The organism is Arthrobacter sp. 210 2, from assembly GCF_059093025.1.
In genome coordinates this window covers 219,752-233,939 of record NZ_JBNHIE010000006.1, presented here as the reverse complement: position 1 = coordinate 233,939, position 14,188 = coordinate 219,752, and the positions used below count along the sequence as shown (strand labels likewise).

Annotated in this window: 13 protein-coding genes; 1 reads left to right on the top strand and 12 read right to left on the bottom strand. The window is 67.4% G+C overall.

Translation table 11 applies throughout. The features are described from left to right. Positions 1-22 precede the first annotated feature (22 nt). From AC5RWA_RS13595 to AC5RWA_RS13575, 5 genes are all read right to left on the bottom strand, one after another. Positions 23-2,941 (bottom strand): FtsK/SpoIIIE family DNA translocase, encoded by a 2,919-nt coding sequence (locus AC5RWA_RS13595; protein WP_494058001.1) that lies wholly within the window; start codon positions 2,939-2,941, stop codon positions 23-25. Between the two features lie 167 nt (positions 2,942-3,108). Next, the gene (locus tag AC5RWA_RS13590) at positions 3,109-4,800 is read right to left on the bottom strand and encodes a ribonuclease J (RefSeq protein WP_476246861.1); all 1,692 of its coding nucleotides are present in this window, start codon (positions 4,798-4,800) and stop codon (positions 3,109-3,111) included. 41 nt (positions 4,801-4,841) lie between these two features. After that, positions 4,842-5,750, bottom strand: a complete 909-nt coding sequence (gene dapA / locus AC5RWA_RS13585) for a 4-hydroxy-tetrahydrodipicolinate synthase (protein ID WP_494058000.1) — start codon at positions 5,748-5,750, stop codon at positions 4,842-4,844. 63 nt (positions 5,751-5,813) lie between these two features. After that, positions 5,814-6,656 carry a carbon-nitrogen hydrolase family protein gene (locus AC5RWA_RS13580; RefSeq protein WP_494057999.1) on the bottom strand — a complete coding sequence of 281 codons (843 nt, stop codon included), beginning with the start codon at positions 6,654-6,656 and terminating at the stop codon, positions 5,814-5,816. A 20-nt stretch (positions 6,657-6,676) separates the two neighbouring features. After that, the gene (locus AC5RWA_RS13575; protein WP_494057998.1) at positions 6,677-7,051 is read right to left on the bottom strand and encodes a hypothetical protein; all 375 of its coding nucleotides are present in this window, start codon (positions 7,049-7,051) and stop codon (positions 6,677-6,679) included. Positions 7,052-7,176: 125 nt separating this feature from the next. On the opposite strand from AC5RWA_RS13575, the gene AC5RWA_RS13570 reads away from it, so the two are divergent. Next, positions 7,177-8,412, top strand: a complete 1,236-nt coding sequence (locus AC5RWA_RS13570) for a heparan-alpha-glucosaminide N-acetyltransferase domain-containing protein (protein WP_494057997.1) — start codon at positions 7,177-7,179, stop codon at positions 8,410-8,412. Positions 8,413-8,431: 19 nt separating this feature from the next. Here the strand turns inward: AC5RWA_RS13570 and AC5RWA_RS13565 are convergent, their stop codons facing one another. The 7 genes from AC5RWA_RS13565 to AC5RWA_RS13535 all read right to left on the bottom strand — a co-directional run bounded on the left by AC5RWA_RS13565 (position 8,432) and on the right by AC5RWA_RS13535 (position 13,952). Next, entirely contained in the window at positions 8,432-8,911 is a 480-nt protein-coding gene (locus AC5RWA_RS13565) for a hypothetical protein (RefSeq protein ID WP_275729461.1), read from the bottom strand. Between the two features lie 3 nt (positions 8,912-8,914). Next, positions 8,915-9,685: a 4-hydroxy-tetrahydrodipicolinate reductase gene (gene dapB, locus AC5RWA_RS13560; protein WP_494057996.1), complete on the bottom strand. Its 771-nt coding sequence runs from the start codon at positions 9,683-9,685 to the stop codon at positions 8,915-8,917. A 69-nt stretch (positions 9,686-9,754) separates the two neighbouring features. Then, positions 9,755-10,222 (bottom strand): molybdenum cofactor biosynthesis protein MoaE, encoded by a 468-nt coding sequence (locus tag AC5RWA_RS13555; RefSeq protein WP_079595490.1) that lies wholly within the window; start codon positions 10,220-10,222, stop codon positions 9,755-9,757. Then, positions 10,212-10,751 carry a MogA/MoaB family molybdenum cofactor biosynthesis protein gene (locus AC5RWA_RS13550; RefSeq protein WP_395928984.1) on the bottom strand — a complete coding sequence of 180 codons (540 nt, stop codon included), beginning with the start codon at positions 10,749-10,751 and terminating at the stop codon, positions 10,212-10,214. Before AC5RWA_RS13550 ends, AC5RWA_RS13555 begins: the two co-directional genes overlap by 11 nt. Continuing rightward, a complete protein-coding gene (moaC, locus tag AC5RWA_RS13545; RefSeq protein ID WP_079595491.1) occupies positions 10,748-11,242 on the bottom strand; it encodes a cyclic pyranopterin monophosphate synthase MoaC in 495 nt (164 codons plus the stop codon). The genes AC5RWA_RS13550 and moaC overlap by 4 nt, the downstream gene beginning before the upstream one ends. Then, positions 11,230-12,495, bottom strand: a complete 1,266-nt coding sequence (locus AC5RWA_RS13540) for a molybdopterin molybdotransferase MoeA (protein WP_494057995.1) — start codon at positions 12,493-12,495, stop codon at positions 11,230-11,232. Before AC5RWA_RS13540 ends, moaC begins: the two co-directional genes overlap by 13 nt. A 23-nt stretch (positions 12,496-12,518) precedes the next feature. Further along, on the bottom strand, positions 12,519-13,952 hold the full coding sequence (locus AC5RWA_RS13535) for a molybdopterin-dependent oxidoreductase (RefSeq protein WP_494058030.1): 1,434 nt from the start codon (positions 13,950-13,952) through the stop codon (positions 12,519-12,521). Positions 13,953-14,188 lie beyond the last annotated feature (236 nt).

Genomic DNA, 14,188 nt, shown 5'->3' with positions numbered 1-14,188 from the left:
TCTTAGGCTACCGTCTTTGGGGCTAGCGTCCGGTGAGGGACCAGGCGTCTTCGGACCCGTCGTCGTCGTCGCCGTAGCCCCCGGGTGCCGTATCCGACCCGTCGTAATATTCGACGTTCTGCTTCCGCTGGTCCAGGTCCGCCGCCACCAGGTCCGCGGCATAGCCGCCCTGCGCGATGTTCGCATTGGCGTTGTCACTCAGGGCGGCGGTCTGTGCGTCCGCCGATGCCGGAGCCTCCTGGCCCTTCATGGCTGCGAGGACGGCAGCGAGGTCATCCGGCTTCACCAGCACGTCGCGGGCCTTCGATCCTTCCGAGGGTCCCACCACTCCCCTGGACTCCAGCAGGTCCATGAGCCGGCCGGCCTTCGCGAACCCGACGCGCAGCTTGCGCTGAAGCATGGACGTGGACCCGAACTGGGTGGTGACCACGAGTTCGGTGGCCTGCAGCAGCACCTCGAGGTCGTCCCCGATGTCGTCGTCGATCTGCTTCTTTTCCGCCTCGGGGGCGACGTCGTCACGGTAGACGGCCTGCAGCTGTCCCTTGACGTGCTCCACCACCTTGTGGATTTCGGATTCCGTCACCCAGGCGCCCTGGACGCGCATCGCCTTGGAAGCACCCATGGGCAGGAAGAGGGCGTCGCCCTGGCCAATCAGCTTTTCGGCACCGGGCTGGTCGAGAACCACGCGGGAGTCGGTCACGGAGGACGTCGCAAACGCCATGCGGGAGGGTACGTTGGCCTTGATCAGGCCGGTCACCACGTCTACTGAGGGCCGCTGGGTGGCCAGGACCAGGTGGATGCCGGCGGCGCGGGCCAGCTGGGTGATGCGGACGATCGAGTCTTCAACGTCGCGCGGCGCCACCATCATGAGGTCGGCGAGTTCGTCCACGATCACCAGCAGGTATGGGTAGGGACGGATGACCCGCTTGGAGTCCACGGGCGGCTGGACCTTGCCGGCGCGCACCGCTTTGTTGAAGTCGTCGATGTGCTTGAACCCGTAGTTGGCGAGGTCGTCGTAGCGGGCATCCATCTCACGGACCACCCACTGCAGGGCCTCTGCCGCTTTCTTGGGGTTGGTGATGATGGGTGTGATGAGGTGCGGGACGCCTTCGTAGGCGGTCAGTTCCACGCGCTTGGGGTCCACCATGACCATGCGCACCTCGTCCGGGGTGGCGCGCATGAGGATGGAGGTGATCATGGAGTTCACGAAGGATGACTTACCCGCGCCGGTGGCGCCGGCCACCAGGAGGTGGGGCATCTTGGCCAGGTTGGCCACGACGTAGCCGCCTTCCACGTCCTTGCCCACGCCCATGACCATGGGGTGGTCGGTCCGGCGGGCGTTCTGGCTCCGGAGGACGTCGCCGAGGGAGACGGTTTCGCGGTCAGTGTTGGGGATTTCGATGCCGATGGCGGACTTGCCCGGGATGGGGCTCAGGATCCGGACGTCGCTGGAAGCCACGGCATAGGAGATGTTCTTGGACAGCGCCGTGACCCGCTCCACCTTGGTGCCGGGCGACAGTTCGATTTCGTACCGGGTGACGGTGGGGCCGCGGCTGAAGCCGGTCACCTGGGCCTCGACGTTGAACTGCTGGAGGGTGTCGGTCAGGGCAGCGACGACGGCGTCATTGGCTTCGGTGCGTTCCTTCGGGATGGATCCCGGCGTCAGGTAGTCCGAAGCAGGCAGGGTGTAGGTGACGTCGCCGGCAAGGGACAGCTGCTCGGTGCGCTGCGGGATGGGAACGGGCGGCGGCGCGGGAGCCACCGGCGTCGAGGGCACGGACGGTACGGCCGAAGCCGGCGGGCGACCGGGAGCAGGAGTACCGGGAGCGGGCATGCCGGGCGTGATCAGCGGAATCGCTTCGGTGGCGTTCTCCGCTGCGGCCGCGGAGGCGCCGAGGCCCTGGGCCGCCTTGATCTTTTCGACGGCGATCTCCGCCTGGGTGGGCCGGCGGACGCCGGGCGCGGGACGCGGCGGCTGCGGATCGTCGTCGTCGTCGTCATCGATGACGGCGTGCTCGAAGGCTTCGTCGCCCACGTAGCCTTCCAGGCCGGCGTCGGGCTCTTCGTCCTTGCCGAACAGGCGGCGCTTCTTCTTTTTGGGTGCGGCGGGAGGTGTGCGCTCCAGGTAGCTGCGGTCGTGTGTGTCCTTGGACTGCTCGTGGTCCATCAGGTCGATGCCCATCAGGTGCTCGTAGGCTCCGCGCAGCCGCCGCGGGATGGCCGTGAACGGCGTGGCGGTGATGATCAGCAGGGACACGAAGGCAAGGAGTCCGTAGAGAACCAGTGGGACGGCGGCGTGGATGGCCGCGAGCGGGGTGGCTGCCAGGAAGCCCAGCATTCCGCCGGCCTGGCGCAGGCCGTCAAAGCCTTGGGCCACGGTGGGCTGGCCGCCCAGGACGTGGGCAAGGCCGCAGCCGGCGAATGTCATGACAAGGAAGCCGATCCCCACCCTGTTGTTGCCGCGCCCGTCGGAGGGCTGCCGGAACAGCCTGAAGGCGCAGACGAACAGCATCAGCGGGAGCAGCAGGGACATCCAGCCGAAGGTGCCGTTGACCACGGCGTAGACAGCATCCGGGAACCAGCCTGTCAGGCCCCACCAGGCGAAGGTGGCGATGAAGACGCCGAGGACAAGGTTGAACAGTGCGGCACCGTCGCGCCGTTCCTCGGCGGGAAGGTCGCTGACGTCATGGCCGATGCGGCGGATTCCCCCGCCCACCAGGTGTCCGATGGCCAGCCAGGCGCCGCCCACCACCCGCAGCAGCCACGGCTGGTGGTGTTCGACGGCGGGAAGCTGGCGGGTGCGGGCCGTAGTGGAGGAGCCCCCGGACCTGCTGGATTTGGATGCTGCCGACCCGGAACCGCGGCCTGTGGACCCGGCGGATTTAGTGCCGGAGCTGCCCCTGGCTGTTCCACTGCGCGCGGAAGTAGTACGTGTGGCCATGATAGCCACGCTACCGGAACCGGGCCGGAATTCCGCGGATTTCCGGGCGGCTGGTCCTGCCTGGCCGCTACGCCGTGGACCTTTTGGACGCGAAGGGCCCAGTTCCGCAGGAACCGGGCCCTTTCGGGTACGTCACCAGGGCGCTGCCGTGGGGGCAGCGCTTTTTGTCAGGCCTCGAGCACCACGGGGATGATCATGGGGCGGCGGCGCAGTTTCCGGTTGACCCACGTGCCAACTACCCGGCGGACTACCTGCTGGAGCTGGTGGCTGGTGTGGTCCGCGTGGTTGAGGACGGCTTCCTCAAGGGCTGCGTTGATCTTCGGGATGATGTCGTCGAACACCGAGTCATCCTCTGCCACGCCGCGTGCGTGGATTTCAGGTCCGGACACCACCTTGCCGGTGGTCCGGTTGATGACGGTGATGATGGAGATGAAGCCCTCGTCGCCGAGGATCCGGCGGTCCTTGAGGTCGGCGTCGGTGATTTCGCCCACACTGGAGCCGTCCACGTAGACGAAGCCCACCTCAACCTGGCCCACCACGTCTGCGCGGTGGTCCTTGAGGTCGATGACCGTGCCGTTGTCCGCAAGGATGACGCTTGCCTCCGGAACGCCGGACTCGATGGCGATCTTGCCGTTGGCGATCAGGTGCCGGGTTTCGCCGTGCACGGGCATGGCGTTGAGCGGCTCGAGGATGTTGTAGCAGTAGAGGAGTTCCCCGGCCGCGGCGTGGCCGGAGACGTGGACCTTGGCGTTGCCCTTGTGGATCACGTCGGCGCCGAGCTTCAGGAGCCCGTTGATGATCCGGAACACGGCGTTTTCGTTACCGGGGATCAGGCTGGAGGCCAGGATGACGGTGTCACCGTCCCCCACCACCACCCGGTGGTCCCCATTGGCCATCCTGGACAGCGCGGCCATCGGCTCGCCCTGGGAACCGGTGGACATCAGCACCACGCGGTTGTCCGGCAGGTTATCGATGTTTTTGATGTCCACGATCAGCCCCGGCGGCACGTCCAGGTAGCCGAGCTTCTCGGCGATGGCCATGTTGCGGACCATCGACCGCCCCACGAACGCCACCTTGCGGTTGTGCTTCGCCGCCGCGTCAAGGACCTGCTGGACCCGGTGGACGTGCGAGGAGAAGGACGCCACGATGATGCGCTTGGTGGCCTGGCCGAAGAGCCGTTCCAGCGTGGGCCCGATTTCCTTCTCCGCGGTGGTGAAGCCGGGAACGTCTGCGTTGGTGGAGTCGGACATAAAAAGGTCCACGCCCTCTTCGCCGAGCTTGGCGAAGTGCCGCAGGTCGGTGATGCGGCCGTCAAGGGGCAACTGGTCCATCTTGAAGTCGCCCGTGTGCAGGACGGTGCCGCCTGCGGTGCGGATGAACACGGCCAGCGCGTCGGGGATGGAGTGGTTGACAGCCACGAACTCGCACTCGAACGGCCCGAACTTCTCAACCTGGCCTTCCTCCACCGTGAGGGTGTAAGGCCGGATGCGGTGTTCCTGCAGTTTCGCCTCGATCAGGGCGAGGGTCAGCTGCGAGCCCACCAGTGGGATGTCGTTGCGGAGCCGCAGCAGGTACGGGACAGCGCCGATGTGGTCCTCGTGGCCGTGCGTGAGGACGACGGCGACGATGTCGTCCAGCCGGTCTTCGATGTAGGAGAAATCAGGCAGGATCAGGTCGACGCCGGGCTGGGTTTCCTCCGGGAAGAGGACGCCGCAGTCCACGATCAGCAGTTTGCCGTCGATTTCGAACACAGCCATGTTCCGGCCGATTTCCCCCAGTCCGCCGAGCGGAACGATCCGCAGCGTGCCCTGGGGCAGGCGCGGAGGGGTGACAAGGCCGGTTAGGGCGATTTGGGTCATATTGCACTACTTTCCAGGCGGAAGGGTGCCGGTCTTCGCCGTCAGGAGTAGACCAGCCCCGCTTCCGCCAAATCCCCGCGGATGATTTCGATCTCGGCTTCGTCCGGCTCCACGAGGGGCAAACGGACAATCGAGTTGGGCAGGACTCCCTGCCATTTAAGAATCTGCTTGGCCGCCACGGCACCCTGGAGGCGGGTCATGGTTGCGCGGACTACCGGCTGGAGTTCGAAGTTGATCTTCCGGGCGGTTCCGAGGTCGTTGGCGTTGACGGCATCGATGAGTTCGCGGAAGCGCCGCGTGGCCACGTGCGTTGTGACGCCCACCAGTCCCACGGCGCCCAGCGCCATCCAGGGAAGGGTCAGTCCGTCATCGCCGGAGTAGAAGAGGAGGTCCGTTTCGGCCATGACGCGGGTGGCGGCGACGAAGTCGGCCTTGGCGTCCTTGACGGCCACGATGTTGGGGTGCTGCGCCAGGCGGATCATCGTGTCGGGTTCGATCGCGATGGAGGAGCGGCCCGGGATGTCGTACAGCATGACGGGCACGTCGACGGCGGAGGCGACCGTTTCGAAGTGGGCGCGGACGCCTGCCTGGCTGGGCTTGTTGTAGTACGGGGTGACCAGCAGGAGGCCGTCGACGCCGAGGGCTGCGGCCTGCTGGGACAGGTGCACGGAGTGTGCGGTGTCGTTGGTTCCGGTGCCGGCGATGATGGCCGCCCGTCCGCCCACGGCTTCCTTGACGGCCCGGAACATGCCCAGGTTCTCTTCGTCCGTGAGGGTGGAGGTTTCGCCGGTGGTTCCGGTGACCACCAGGCCGTCGCAGCCGTCGTCCACCAGCTTGGTGGCCAGTGCCGCTGCCTGCTCATAGTCCACGGCGCCGTCCTTGGTGAACGGCGTGACCATGGCGGTCAGGAGGGTACCGAGGGCAGGGATGTGCACGGAAGAGTCAGCCATGGAAAAAACGTTACCCTGTCCCCGGCTGGTTAGGACAATGCCACGGGCGTGATGAACGTCAAATTAGGGGTTGCCGGGCGTCGAAACGCCCCGGATGGCCCGGTATCTCCTCACGACGCCCCGTTGCAGGAGGCAGGTCACCACTTTGGTCCGCGTTCCTGACGCACTCGCCAGGGGCAGTCCGTCGGGACTCCACACGCCGCTCAGTCCGCAGGACTCCCCCACTGTCGTACTGCCGCCCAGGTTGGCGAGGAGCGTAAACATGCGGTAGTCCATGGCACGGGCGCCGAGATGCAGGGCAAGCCGGTGCTCCTCGTTTCTGGTGTACAGCGCGGAGACGCAGTACACGTCCGCCCCGCCCTCGGCTGCGGCAGCAGCGTGGCCTGGCACCGCGGCATCAAAGCACAGTGCCAGGGCGATCCGCCAGCCGTCCACCTCGATGAGGCCGGCTCCGTTTCCCGGTACGCACAGCTCCCGCTCCTGGCCGTGCAGGTGGGTCTTGAATGCCGTTTCGGTACTGCCGTCCGGGTGCAGTACCAGCGAGGCCAGCCGCTTGGTGCCGTCGGCTTCCCGGAAGGGAGCGCCCACCACAGCGGTGATTCCCGTCCGGCGGCAGATTTCACGGACGGGGCTGAGGCGGGAGTCATCGGTTGTCAGCCATGAGTCCGGGGCCGCGAGCTGGTCCAGGCGGTAGCCGGTCAGGGACAGTTCGGGGAAGAGGACCAGCCGGGAACCGTGGGCATCGGCATCCTCGATGAGGCGCACATGCTCCGCGACATTTTCCTGGATTCCCCCGGGCAGCGACCCGCGTCGGGAAGATGTGTGCCGGACGTGCTCGTGCTCGACGCCGCTTTCAGAACGGACGGGTTCATATTGGACGACGGCAACAGGAAGTGTCTCGGTCACCACTTCATCCTAGAAGTTCATCAGGCGGCAGGGCCGCCTCTCTCCCTCGGCACTTCCCCCGGCGCATGGCAGTACCGGCCCACCGCGGCCTGCCTCAGGCCCTCAGCCCAGTCGGCCAGCCGCTGGGCCGCCCTGACGTAGTGGAACAACTCCAGCGGAGTGAGTGCGTCGATGTCCGTTTCGGCGAGGCGGCGGGCAAGCTCGGCGCCCTCAGGCTGGGAGGACAGGCTGATGCCTTCCTGTTCCCACTGGATGTCTTCCGCAGGCCGTCCGGCGACCAGCTGCCGGAAGAGGAAGTCCACGACGCCCGGGCTCATGGCCTTCAGGAGTCCGGTGCTGCCGGGCTCGGAACTGTCCCGTCCGGCTCCGGGGGTTCCGTGTGATGGGGTGTGCATGCCGCCCATCCTATTCGAACATATATTCGAACACAAGAGTTCCGCGTCGGCCGTAGGAGGCTTCCAGCCGAGGCTCTTCAGCTCTTGACAGAAGGGTTCATAGGCAGGTGTGAGACTATCTGGTCATGACGTCCCGCACTCCCGCCAGAGCATCCCGGAAGACGGCAGGACCGTCCGTGCAGGCACGGCTCCAAGGTATTGACGCTGCCCGCGGGCTTGCCCTGTTGGGCATGATGGCCACGCACCTGCTGCCCACCTTCGAGTCGAACGCCGATCTCACGCCTACATGGATCGGCCTGACATTCTCCGGTCGGGCGGCCGCCCTGTTCGCGGTGCTGGCGGGGGTGGGGTTGGCCCTGTCCACCGGAAAGCACAAGCCCCTGGCCGGTCCGGAACTGTCAGCAGCCCGGCGCGGCGTGGCCTTGCGCGCCCTGGTGATTGCCGCCGTCGGGCTCACCCTGGGCGGCGTGGAAGTGAACCTGGCCATCATCCTGGTCCACTACGCCGTACTGTTCCTCTGCGTCCTGCCCTTCCTGGGCCTGGAGATCAAACGCCTCTGCGCCTGGGCCGCCGGCTGGATCCTGGCGTCCCCGGTGCTGGCCTACCTCCTGCGGCCATGGCTGCTCGCCGCGGAGCCTCCCCTGAAGCTGGGGCACAACCCGTCCTGGGAGGATCTGGCCACTCCCTCCCGCCTGCTCGCCGACCTGTTCTTTACCGGTTACTACCCGGTGTTCCAGTGGCTGTCGTACCTGCTGGTGGGGCTTGTCATCGGCCGGCTCATGCTCACCAAGGCGCTGGTTCCGGTGGTGCTGCTGGTGGCGGGAACGGCAGTGGCCGTCGCGGCAAAGGCCCTGGGCGTGATGGCCATGGAGAACTGGGGCGGCAGGGCTGCCTTGGAAGCGATCCTGAATTCGCCGGGTTACCCCCTGGACAGCGTCCTGCAGGTCAACCTGACCGGGATCCCGCAGGAAGGATCATGGTGGTGGCTGGCATCTGCGGCCCCGCATTCGGGAACCACGCTGGACCTGCTGCACACCTCGGCGGTGGCGGCGGCAGTGATCGGTGCGTGCCTGCTTCTGGGCCGGCTGGCCGAGTGGGTGGACCTGGACCTGCTGCTGCCGCTGCGCGGAGCCGGGGCCATGACGCTCACCCTGTACACCGCGCACGTCTGGGTGGTTTCAGGTCTCTACCTGAAGCCGCTGCCTGCAGGGTGGACCGAGGACGGGATGTACTTCGCCCATGCGGCCACCGCCATCATCGTGGGCATGGTGTTCGTCCTGCTGAAGTGGCGCGGCCCGCTGGAATGGCTGGGGCATGCAGCCAGCCAGGTGGGCAAGGGACAGGCCAAAGCCCTCCGGTAGGGCAGGACCCCCGCCCTGACTACGCGGGAACCTTGCCCTGGAACAGCCGGACGGCGTCGCGCATGGACGCCCTGGCCCGTTTGCGGTCGCCGGCAGCGTCGTAGGCGCAGCTCAGCCGGAACCAGGAACGCCAGTCATCGGGGGCAGCCTCCGCCTCCGCGCGGTACTTTTCAAACTCGGCATCGGCAGCTGCACGGACAATCCGTCCGGCGGGGGTGCGGGGCAGTTCGTCCACGGGCAGCCCGCCTTCAGCCTCCAGGACCTTTGCCATCTGTTCGGTGCGGGCACCGAACATCAGCTCGCGGATCAGGGCCCAGGCGCCAATGACGGGCAGCACCAGGTAGGCAGCCCCGATGGCCTGTGCGGCCAGGTTACTGTCCGTCAGGAGAAGGACCGAGCGCTGGAAGGACACCACCAGGTAGAAGACCAGCAGCAGCGTCACTGCCCCCACCCAGATTTTGGTGCGGTTCTTCCGGAAGGCTGCGAGGAACCTGCCCACGGCCTAAAGCCCCAGGTCCAGGTAGCCGTCCAGGCCCACCGTGAGGCCCGGGTGGCTTGCCACGTTGCGTACGCCGAGGAGGACGCCGGGCATAAAGGAAGCACGGTCGAAGGAATCGTGGCGGAGGGTCAGCTGCTCGCCGGGACCGCCCAGGAGTACTTCCTGGTGTGCCACGAGCCCGCGGAGCCGCACGCTGTGGACCCGAACGCCGTCCACCTCGCAGCCCCTGGCGCCGGGTGCTTCGCTGGTGGTGGCGTCCGGGCTGGGCGGGACCTGGGCTGCGCTGCGCTCGGCAGCGATCAATTGCGCGGTCCGGACAGCCGTGCCGGACGGCGCGTCCACTTTGTCCGGGTGGTGCAGCTCAATGATTTCCACGGATTCGAAGTACTTTGAGGCTTTCGCGGCGAACGCGGATGCCAGCACCGAGCCCAGGGCAAAGTTGGGCGCGATCAGCACGCCGGTTTCCGGGTGTTCCGCCAGCAGTGCTTCCAGCGCGGACAGGCGGCCGGCGTCCCAGCCCGTGGTGCCCACGACGGCGTGGATGCCATGTTCGACGGCGAAGCGGACGTTCGCCTCGGTGCTTTCCGGAACGGTCAGGTCAACCAGGAATTGGGCACCGGAAGCGGCCACCTGCTCCAGCGAATCGCCCCTCCCCAAGGCTGCGACCAGCTTCATGTCGGGGGCGGCTTCAACGGCTTTTACGGCTTCGGCGCCCATACGTCCGTTGGCGCCCAGGACGGCCACCAGTTTGGGATCGGGAAGTTGTTCGGTCATGGCGTTAAGCCTACCGGCGTGCCGCGCACGCCAAGGAACCGGGAGGCGTGCGTTACCTCGCAGGAAGCGTCAGCTTCCCGCGCCCACCCATTCCACGGTTCCGTCTGAAAAGAACTGTTCTTTCCAGATGGGCACCTGTTCCTTGATCCGGTCCACCAGTTCCGAGCACACGGCAAAGGCCTGGCCGCGGTGGGCAGCGGAAACGGCACACACCAGGGCGGGATCGCCGATCTCCAGCATGCCAATGCGGTGCGCGGCCCAGATGCGGACCGGCGGGGTGTCAGTTTCGGTTCCGGATGCCTGCTGCTCCGCCACGAGCCGCGCGACGACGTCGGCCATCACCTGGTGTGCCGTGGGGTGCGCGCTGTAGCTGAGGCGGTCAACCGGTTTCCCGCCGTCGTGGTTGCGCACCACGCCGCTGAAGCTGACCACCGCGCCGGCGGTGTCGCTTTCCACGGCGGCGATGGCCTGGTCCACGGAGATGGGTTCCGCACTCAGGACTGCAGAAACTACCTCGAATGCTGATTCAGTGCCCATGTCCGCCTTCCAGCTGGTCGCAGAGGTGCCCGATCACCGGGTCCAGGACGCTTAGTCCGTCCATGACCCCTTTCGGTGATCCGGGGAGATTGATGATGAACGTGCTTCCCGCGGCGCCCGCGTAACCGCGGCTCAAGGCGGCAAGCGGCGTTTTGGCCGCACCGGCGCGCCTGATGGCCTCCATGATCCCGGGAATCTCCCGGTCAAGCAGGGGCAGGGTGACATCGGGGGTGCGGTCATCCGGGCTCAGGCCCGTGCCGCCGCTGGTGATCACGACGGCGGGACGCTGGGTCAGCAGCGCCCGGATGGCGGCCCCCACGGGCTCGCCGTCGGGGACCACCATGGCCGGGAACACGTCAAAGCCGTGTTCGGTCAGCCAGTCGGTGATCACGGGGCCGGTTTCGTCGTCGTAAATCCCTGCGGCCGCCCGGGTGGACGCGATGACCACGCCGGCTTTCCGGCCCTGCACGTCACCGTGCCGGTGCGGCTCGGGGGCACCATACGTCGTGGGGATGCTCGGGGTGGTCACAGTGCCCAGTCTCCGCTCTTGCCGCCGCTCTTGGCCAGCACCTTGATTTCGGTAAGGACCGCGTGCTTGTCCACGGCCTTGATCATGTCGTACACACTCAGGGCGGCCACGGACGCCGCGGTGAGTGCTTCCATTTCCACGCCGGTGACGCCACGGGTTTTCACGGTTGCCAGGATGGCGACGAAGTCCGCTGCCAACTCGAAGTCCACCGTCACTTTGGACAGTGGCAACGGATGGCACAGCGGGATCAGTTCCGGGGTCTTTTTGGCCGCCATGATGCCGGCCACCCGTGCGACGGCCAAGGCGTCTCCCTTGGGAAGGCCACCGGAACCGAGGAGGGCCATTACCTCCGGCGTGGTCCGGACCGTGGCGGTGGCCGTGGCCTCGCGGGTTGTTTCTGCCTTGGCGGAGACGTCCACCATCTGGGCACTGCCGTCCTGGCGCAGGTGCGTCAGCGCGGCGGGGGTCTGTTCTGAATTCACAGCATCCATACTTCCACCTCATCACCGGCGGCGAGCGCGGATACTCCTTCGGGTACATGGACGAGTGCGTTGGATCCGGCCAGGGCGTGCATGAGGTGCGAGCTTTCGCCGCCTTCGAGCTGCACTGTGCCGTCCGCCTGGAGGCTGCCGCGCCGCACCTGGTGCTTGTGTTCCGGCGACGTGAGCGCGTGCCGAAGCCCGGCGCGGAGAGGCAGCCGTGGTGCCGGTGCGCCGAGCAGCGCTGAGAGTGCCGGGCGGAGGAACATTTCGAAGGAGACCAGGCAGCTAACGGGGTTTCCCGGGAAGCCAAGGAACGGGATGCCGTCGAAGGTCCCGATCCCCTGCGGGCCGCCGGGCTGCATGGCCACGTGGAGGAAGTCGACCGGCTGGTCCGCCATCGCCTGCCGCACCACTTCGTAGGCGCCCTTGCTCACCCCGCCGGTGGTGACAATCAGGTCTGCGTCCACGCCCTGGCTCCGCAGCAGGTTCTGCAGTTCCTCGGGGTTGTCGGTGGAAATCCCGGCGCGCAGGACCCGCAGACCAGCCTGCTTCATGGCCGTTTCCAGGAGCGTCCCGTTCGCGTCATAGATCTTGCCGGCGGACAGCTCCAGGCCCGGTTCCACCACCTCGTCCCCGGTCGTCACCAGCAGCACCGTGACGCGTTGGTACACCGCCACCTCCGGGATGCCGAGGGCGGCGAGCAGCCCCAGCTGGGCCGGGCCCAGGAACGTGCCGGCAGCCAGAGCCCGCTCCCCCGCAGCGATGTCGCTTCCGGCCGCACGGACAAATGTTCCCGGTTCCGTGGCCGGCAGCCGCACCGCCGCTTCCTCCCCTGGGGCAAGGAAGCGGTCCGGAACGGCCCGCTCAATGGGTACGACGGCGTCAGCCCCCGCCGGGATCATGGCACCTGTCATGATGGGGGCTGCCATTCCCGGTGCCAGCGCGACTGCCCCGGCCCCGGCCGGAACGGGGGCTGCGACACGCAACTCTGCGCCGCCGTCGGGCACGTCGCTGCACCGGATGGCGTAGCCGTCCATCTGGGAATTGGCGAAGGGCGGGAGGCTCACCGGCGCCAGGACTCCGTGCACGAGGCCCCTGCCCAGGGCTTGGGACAGGGGCAGGACCTCCGTGCGTGCCTGTGCTCCCAGGGGCCGGAGGAGTTCTGTGACGGCTGCCAGGTGGTCGGCGACGGACCGGGCCCGGTGGGCGGCGTCCCGGTGCACTGCTTCATGGAGGTGGCCGTGCGGGTGCGGGCTGGTCATAGGTACGCCTTCGGTTGCGGCCGTCAGGATTTCACGTCCACTCTAACGGTGTGGAACCCCGTGGCTCCGTCCGGCGCGACCGGCCTTGCCTGCTCGTCCTGGGCTGTGCCGCGAAGGTCGGTGGCGCGGACCTGGACTTCGTACTGCCCGGGGGTAAGGTCCACCCCGAGCTTCCATTGGTACCAGGTATCCACGGAAATACCGGGGGCAAGCTCGGCCTCCCGCCACGGCCCGCGGTTGATGCGAAGCTCCACTTTTTTGATGCCCGTATGTTGCGCCCAGGCAACGCCACCGAACATGACTGTCCCTGGCGCCACCGACCGCCGCCTGCCCGGGGGCACATCGATCCTGGACGACATCTTGATGGGCCCCCGCGCGGACCAGCCCCGGGGTGTCCAGTAGGCGGCATCGTCGGCGAACCTGGTGACTTTGAGTTCGGTGACCCACTTTGTCGCGGAGACGTACCCGTACAGCCCCGGCACCACCAGGCGGACGGGGAATCCGTGTTCGAGCGGCAGGGGCTCGCCGTTCATGCCCACGGCCAGCAGGGCGTCCCTGCTGTCGGTGAGCACGTCCAGCGGGGTCCCGGCAGTCCAGCCGTCGGTGCTGCGCGAAAGCACCATGTCGGCGCCCGGCTGCGGGCCTGCCAGGGCCAGCAGTTCGCGCACGGGCCAGCCCAGCCAGCGGGCGTTGCCGATCAGGTCCCCTCCCACCGTGTTGGACACACAGGCGATGGTCACATGCCGTTCGATCAAAGGTTTGGCCAGGAGCCCGGCAAGGTCCAATTCGATCTCGCGGTCCACCATGCCGGTAACTTTCAGGACCCAGGTGTCGGGATTGACCGCCGGCACGGACAAGGCGGTATCGATCCGGTAGAAGTCACGGTTGGGAGTGACCAGTGGCTGCATCCCGTCCAGCCCGGCTTCAGCTCCGGCAGGGATGGGCGGCGCCGGCGATGCGGCCCTCGGAAGCTTCACACGTTCCCTCGCTTCGCTGACACCGGCAGTGGCGCCGCGCCACATACCTGCCAGGATCCCGCCGATCACCGTGGCTGCCGCACCTCCGGCCAGGTTTTGCAGCAAGCGCCGACGTGCGGTTCCGGGCGCAACGGCGCTGTCACGCGCCTGGCCGGCCCATTCCTGCAGCCCGCGGATCAGGTATCCCAGCAGAAGTGCACCAACGATCGCGGTAACGAGCGGCAGGGCCAGGGCTACGGGCGTCAAGTGGGCACGCGTCAGGACCGCCGCCACTCCCACCAGCCCGAACACGCCAACAATCACCACGCCGGCGTAGCGACGCCGGTCTTCCGCAGCTCCGGCCAGTGCGGCCAGGGCTGCGATGACCAGCCCCATGCCCACCAGGAGGGCAACCTTGTCCGCCGTCCCGAACAGCGCCACGGCCCAATCCTTGACGCCGGGCGGAACAGCGTCGATGACGGCGCCGCCCACCGCCGTCATCGGTGAGAATGAGGGGCTGAACACTCCCGCCAGGAGCTCCCCTGCCACCACAGCGGCACCCACCGCGACAGCACCGGCGGCAGCCGCAAAGCGGCGCCGGGAGTGTTGCGTCAACTCTTGGTGCCGGAGACTGCCGGTGCGCTCCCCAAGGCCCGTGCCGGCGTCGTGCGTTTCCTGCTGTGGCTGGGAGCTGTTCACACCTCCAGCATAGGTTCGCGGCTGGCGGGGAGCGCCGG

Excerpts from the sequence above, each read along its gene's own strand:
- AC5RWA_RS13570 (WP_494057997.1), top strand. The coding sequence starts at position 7,177 with ATGACGTCCCGCACTCCCGCCAGAGCATCCCGGAAGACGGCAGGACCG.
- dapB (WP_494057996.1), bottom strand. The coding sequence starts at position 9,685 with ATGACCGAACAACTTCCCGATCCCAAACTGGTGGCCGTCCTGGGCGCC.
- AC5RWA_RS13595 (WP_494058001.1), bottom strand. The coding sequence starts at position 2,941 with ATGGCCACACGTACTACTTCCGCGCGCAGTGGAACAGCCAGGGGCAGC.
- AC5RWA_RS13540 (WP_494057995.1), bottom strand. The coding sequence starts at position 12,495 with ATGACCAGCCCGCACCCGCACGGCCACCTCCATGAAGCAGTGCACCGG.
- moaC (WP_079595491.1), bottom strand. The coding sequence starts at position 11,242 with ATGGATGCTGTGAATTCAGAACAGACCCCCGCCGCGCTGACGCACCTG.
- AC5RWA_RS13535 (WP_494058030.1), bottom strand. The coding sequence starts at position 13,952 with ATGACGGCGGTGGGCGGCGCCGTCATCGACGCTGTTCCGCCCGGCGTC.
- AC5RWA_RS13590 (WP_476246861.1), bottom strand. The coding sequence starts at position 4,800 with ATGACCCAAATCGCCCTAACCGGCCTTGTCACCCCTCCGCGCCTGCCC.
- AC5RWA_RS13555 (WP_079595490.1), bottom strand. The coding sequence starts at position 10,222 with ATGGGCACTGAATCAGCATTCGAGGTAGTTTCTGCAGTCCTGAGTGCG.
- AC5RWA_RS13575 (WP_494057998.1), bottom strand. The coding sequence starts at position 7,051 with ATGCACACCCCATCACACGGAACCCCCGGAGCCGGACGGGACAGTTCC.
- dapA (WP_494058000.1), bottom strand. The coding sequence starts at position 5,750 with ATGGCTGACTCTTCCGTGCACATCCCTGCCCTCGGTACCCTCCTGACC.